At 57.7% G+C, this 5509-nt stretch carries 7 protein-coding genes; all 7 read right to left on the bottom strand.

The annotated features are described in order from the left end of the window. On the bottom strand, window positions 1-273 hold a 273-nt coding region (locus KGZ66_00720; GenBank protein MBS3984119.1), incomplete at its 3' end, for a type II secretion system protein. Between the two features lie 11 nt (window positions 274-284). Further along, window positions 285-857 carry a hypothetical protein gene (locus KGZ66_00725; GenBank protein ID MBS3984120.1) on the bottom strand — a complete coding sequence of 191 codons (573 nt, stop codon included), beginning with the start codon at window positions 855-857 and terminating at the stop codon, window positions 285-287. Further along, a complete protein-coding gene (locus KGZ66_00730) occupies window positions 854-1375 on the bottom strand; it encodes a PilN domain-containing protein (protein MBS3984121.1) in 522 nt (173 codons plus the stop codon). Before KGZ66_00730 ends, KGZ66_00725 begins: the two co-directional genes overlap by 4 nt. Further along, on the bottom strand, window positions 1372-2790 hold the full coding sequence (gene pilM / locus KGZ66_00735) for a type IV pilus assembly protein PilM (GenBank protein ID MBS3984122.1): 1419 nt from the start codon (window positions 2788-2790) through the stop codon (window positions 1372-1374). Before pilM ends, KGZ66_00730 begins: the two co-directional genes overlap by 4 nt. 48 nt (window positions 2791-2838) lie before the next feature. Next, window positions 2839-4101 carry a pilus assembly PilX N-terminal domain-containing protein gene (locus KGZ66_00740; protein ID MBS3984123.1) on the bottom strand — a complete coding sequence of 421 codons (1263 nt, stop codon included), beginning with the start codon at window positions 4099-4101 and terminating at the stop codon, window positions 2839-2841. Window positions 4102-4330: 229 nt separating this feature from the next. Then, window positions 4331-4810 (bottom strand): prepilin-type N-terminal cleavage/methylation domain-containing protein, encoded by a 480-nt coding sequence (locus KGZ66_00745; GenBank protein MBS3984124.1) that lies wholly within the window; start codon window positions 4808-4810, stop codon window positions 4331-4333. After that, the gene (locus KGZ66_00750) at window positions 4797-5171 is read right to left on the bottom strand and encodes a prepilin-type N-terminal cleavage/methylation domain-containing protein (GenBank protein MBS3984125.1); all 375 of its coding nucleotides are present in this window, start codon (window positions 5169-5171) and stop codon (window positions 4797-4799) included. Before KGZ66_00750 ends, KGZ66_00745 begins: the two co-directional genes overlap by 14 nt. Between the last annotated feature and the right edge of the window lie 338 nt (window positions 5172-5509).

Here is a 5509-nt window from a genome sequence, read left to right on the forward strand (position 1 = left end):
CTCTCTCATCTCCTGCGAGAGCTCGTTAAACACCCTCACTTGATGCGGGTGTCCGGAGAGCCTAAGGAAATCCATGCGCGTATTAGCGCCGCGCATGATGGCAAGCTGGCGCACGTGGTGTGCATCCGATGCTAACTGCCGCACCGTCGACTGCAGTTCTGCGTTAATTAACGCATCGCTGACTCTCGGCACCGCCAGCAGAGCCAGAACCCCCATAATGCCGACTACAGCTAGGAGTTCTATTACCGTAAAGCCGCGTTGTCGTCCCCGCAATTGGCCCCTCACTACTGCCGACGCGCCGCAAAAGGCGAGCGTCCGGGGAACCCGCCCACCTTAGGTTCACCGATAACCGCGCCGCTAAACAGGCGAACCTGCAGGGTACCCTGCAGAGCTTGTCCCGTGCCGGTAAACTGCAGTGCCTCCAGCACTAAGGCTTCCTCCTGCTCCTCAAGCAGCATGAGAAAACGATAAAGGTCATGGTAGGTACCTGCGACCTGCATATTCGTGATAGCTCCAATGTCTTCCACCGCAATGCTCGTGCTTTCAAGGCTAACGACAGTAGCGGTAGCTGCGTTTTCAAGCATAGTCAGGAACTCGGGTAGAGGAATGCCGAGCTGGCGCTCCTCGGTCACAGTGCGGATTTGCTCGTGCAGGCGATCAAGCCTCGCCGCGAGCTCCGCCTCCTTGTTTTCCCATGGCTCCAGTCTGTAGAGCGTGCCTGTCAGCGTCTCTATTTGGTGACGCAAAGCAGCCTGCTCGGTGAGCAGTGGCTGCCACAAGTACAAGTAAATTAATGTCCCGGTTAGCACGACCAACAGGAAACCTAGCAGTATGCCCTCACGTCTGTTAAGCTTCATTGTTCCTCCGCCCTAATCTCTACCGTAAGCTCAAAACTATAGCCCACAGCATCGGCCTGTAATACGCTAAGCACCGGATCCTCGAACAAAGTTGAACCGGCTAAGACTCTGAGAAACTCCGCCGCCAAAGCGTAGGACGGCGTCACCCCACGCAGCCTTAAGCCCGCCTCGTCGATACTTAAGTCGGTAACAAAGACGCGGTCAGGGAGAAGCCGCGCAAGCTCGTCCAGGAAAGGCACCAGCTTGACATTTTCGGGGACAGCTTCGCCGCGCACGCGCCGCAGTTCTTGCTCTAAGCGAGCATACTCCAAGAGCAAGGGCTCAAGCGGCCCTAAAGCATCTGCCCGCGCTTTCAGGCCGGCGACCTCATTCCGCAGGCTCTGCACGTTCTTCATCAGACGATAGCTATACGCAGTAACAGGCGCCGCCACACACAACAAGCATACCACCGCAATGAGGATAGCGCGGTAGGGATATGGCTGCCTCTGCCGCGCGAGCGGCAGCAGGTTTATTTTCACAGCACAACCTCCCCTAGCGCTAGGCCAATCGCGACACACAGAGAGGCCCCGCACCAGTCGAGGTCTTCCGCCGAGACGCCGTGAGCCATACGCGTCAGTGGATTAGTGATGTTCACGCGAAAGTCCTTTTGGTCACTGCGCACCGCATGGCGGATACTTTCCTCAAGTTGGGCCGTGAAGAACGGCAACAAGCTGTTCCCACCCGCGACCTGCACAGTGTCGATGGTTACGCCTTTATTCTCTGTGAGATAAAAATTAACCGTAGTGTTTATTTCCCCAAACAGACGGTCACGCACGGGGGCTAGCAGCGAAAAATAGGGGCAGTCAGGCGTAAGCCCATGCTCAATCTTTTCCTTCTCTGCCTGCTCGAAGTCTAACTGGTGCTCCACCATAATGGCGCGCGTCAGCTGATTGCCGCCCAGGGCAATCACTCGCGCCGTCTGCAGCACGCCTTCACGAAACACACTTAGGTTAGTGGTGCCCGCGCCAAAATCTAGGACGACGTGTGTGCCGCGCTTAACCTGCGACTGTGTCGCCAGGAGGGCAGAGCGAAACATGGCCAAAGGCTCAATGTCGACGCGGATAATCTCAAACCCCGCGTTAGTCATAAAATCTACAAAGTTAATGATGGGCTCGCGTTGCATGGCGACCAAGATTAAGGTGTTAGGTTCGCCGGCGCGAGCCGGCATGACGGCAAAATCCGTCAGAGTATCCTCGCGGTTTAGCTGCAGCACCTGCTCGATTTGCCAGTCAATGGCCGCCCGCAGTTCTTGCTTTGGCATCGGCGGCAGAGTAAGCTTCCTGAGCATCAGGTTCTGTCCCGTGAGCGTGGTCGCGGCGCGGCGTGTCGTGAAGCCGCCGCGACTTACGGCCTCGGAAATGGCGGCGCTTAAGGCTCCGGCGTCCCTAATTAAACCATTTTCTACGCTGCCCCGCGGCGTTGGCACCACCGCGTAGCGTAAGACGCGCGGCGGTTGACCCGGCACGACCTCAACCATCTTAATCTGCGAGTTTCCGACATCAATGCCTAGCACCGGTCGCGCAAACAGACCGCGCTGCGGCGGTTTTTTTACGGTGGGCGCCGGCGGCGGCAGGGGTGTCCTTGCGCGACTCCAGTACCGCACACCTAGGGTCAGTGAGGCGATAAATGCTAGCGGTGCAAATACCCATAGCCAGGCCGCAGATACGTCTAACTGCTGCGCATAGCTCCACATATCGGTTAGCCATAGCGCGCTCTCGTGCCAAAGCCTCTGCAGCTCTGTGCCCGCGTAGATTACAGCGGCGACGAGAGCGAGGGTCACAATTACCGCCACTCCCCATGCCTTACGGCTGCGCCTTACGCGAGCGGCCCGGTTGCGTTCACTCCGCGTGATAACTTTAGCTAGCTCTTGGTTCTCTTGTGTCACCGGGTGCAAGCGCACAGGCCCCCTCTCTCTCTATCTCTATCTACATGTCTGTCGATATCATCTGCTGCCCCAGGTGTGAAAACTGTAGCTCGTCGCGGTCGACCACAGCCCGAGTGCCGTTACCGAAGGCGTAAAACTTGCTATACCGCCGGTGGCGATGTTGACTTGCCCGTGATTGTTTACGTACAAGGTACCCGCAATCACCACCCCATCAACCCGACCGTGGTTGCCAACGTCGACCCTGGCCCGCGGCGCGTACAGAATCCCGGTCATTAGCGCGTGGTTATCCACCGCAACCGCGGTTGAGCCTGTAATAAGATGCCCTGTGAGCACCGAGTGGTTGCCGAGCGTCACAGGTGCGGAGTTAGTCACTAGTACACCTGTCAAACTCGCGTGTTCGCTCAGCGTGAATCCCGTCGTGCCGTGATAATACACGAGCATCCGCTCGATATGACCACTCTGGTTCACATGAGCGTGGCTGCTAAGCGTGAGTGTTTGCTCAATGTGCAGAATAACGCGTCCCGTACCCGTGCCCGTGCGGTTAAGGCGCGCATGTTCGCGAACTGAGAGATTCCTGACGCTAATTACGACATCGTTTGAATCGGGCACATCGATCATTAAGACGCCGTGCGCTCTTACGGTAACGTCAGTATAACTGCTGTTGGCAAGCAAACTCGCCGACCCATGTTCATTTACTGTCAGTGTCCCGCGGGACGTAAGACCGGTGGGGAGAGAAAATGCCGGCGGCGCAAATGACGCTAAGGGCGGGCCCACGATACGAGCCCCATGAATAACAGCGTGACTATCTAATACAAACGAACTGCCCGATATATCGCCGTTAATGACGGCGTGATTGCCAAGGTCGACCACGCCACTCACTTGATGTCTACCCAGTGCGGTGTCCACGCCAACCCCTGCCGTTTCATCAGCCAATACGGCCAAAGTGCGGCGCGCAAGTTGCTGCCTCCCCTGAACCACCAGTTCTACGCGCGAAGCGGTTAGACGCCGCACCGCAATCTCTACTTCGCCAATGTCCGCTAGCACCTGCGTTCCTACCGACGTGCCAAAAGCAGCACTGCGATACAGTATATGCGTCTGGCCCACGCCAATCGAGGGGAGCACAATGCTGCCGTTCCCGAGGCCGCGCCGCGCCCAGTTCAACCCCGCCTCGGCAATATAGAAGGCCTGCGTCCCCTGCGTGTGGTGCATGGCAGAACGGTACTCCGCAGTTGTAGCCGTCGCAAAAGTAACGCCGACAATCATAAGAATGGCGACCGTCAAAGTTACGAATACGAGTATACTACCGCGCTGCGAATGCATGGTGGGCCTCCTTTCGCGAGATGGTGGGGGGTTGCTGGCTCCCAGCTCCTAGCTCCTGGCAGAGAAAGTGCCCAGTGCCCAGTGCTTAGTGCCCAGTAGAGCAAGCTCTGCAATTTCATGATTCACGTATTCCTGATTCATGATTGCCCCGGCTCACAGCCCACAGCTCAGCGCTCATAGCTCACAGCTGGCGCCCGGCGGCTGGCGCCCGGCGGCTGGCGCCCGGCGGCTAATTTCTCAGCACCGCCCGCGTCGTAAACGTAAACGGCAGACCTGTGCCGGGGCGGGCACCGGGGACGGAGCTCACGGTAGTTGCGGTAATCGTCACGGCGCGGCCTGCGTCCGTAAGCGCGAACTGCAGGGTCTGCACATAGGTAGCCATCGGCTGGCTGTTCAACTGAATGTCCTGCCCTGACAGGCGATATGTTAATGTGATCCAATTGCTGATACTTCTGTCCCACACCTGAAAAGTTATCTGGCGTCCGGCATCGGCGACCGCGACACTGCCGGGACGAGCTTCGCGCAGGCGCGTGGCAACCTGCTCCACAGCAAAGCGCACATCGGCAATTACCAGGCCTGCGGCCTGTCCGGCGCTGTAGGTGTGCATCCCTTGCGCAAAGAGCGAGGCCACAATTACAGCCACAATTCCCATTGTGCCTACCGCGACCAACATCTCAATTAAGGTTAAGCCTGCTTCAGCGCGGCGCAACTAGGCTCACCACCCTCAGCGTTCTCGCTATTGCTCCCTGCTGCCAAAATACCGTGATTACGACTTCCGTAAGTCCCGTCGCAGGATGTGTGCGCACGGTGCGCTCAAAAGAAAAGGTGCCGTCGATGGCAGTGCGGCCAAGCGGCACGCGACCGGCGGCATCGGCCAAAACAAAGTCGTCCATCAGTCGCTGCGCGTGAAAGGCCGCCGTCACCTGTGCCCTGCCGGCGTGCACCGAGCGCAGGCTCTGCGTAAAGATGCCCATAAGCGGCAATACGAGTATACCAAGCATCGCCACGGATACCAGCACTTCCACCAGCGTAAAACCATTCCTGCGGCGCAAGCGCGTGCATGCCGACATGATGAGGCTCCTTTCGTGAGCGTGTTTTTGGGGTTGCCGGCTCCTCGTAGAGGGATGCGCACTTAGCACTTCGCACTTAGCACTTCGTGGAGGGCTAGCCTAACGCCTAACGCCTTCAAGCTCACCGCTCAAAGCTCACAGCTCACTAGCGGCACCCACAAGCGACAAGCGACAAGGGACAAGCGACCCTCGCTACAACCCTATCACTTGAGTATACCACAAAATAATGGCAGGGCCCCACAACATTGTGAAAAAAGCACCTAAAGCAAGAAAGGGGCCGAAAGGGAGCATATCCTTTCTGCCCTTTAATTTCAATATCATAAGCAAAATCCCTGCTG

The sequence above is a fragment of the Selenomonadales bacterium genome, assembly GCA_018335585.1.
GTDB lineage: Bacteria > Bacillota > UBA994 > UBA994 > UBA994 > UBA994.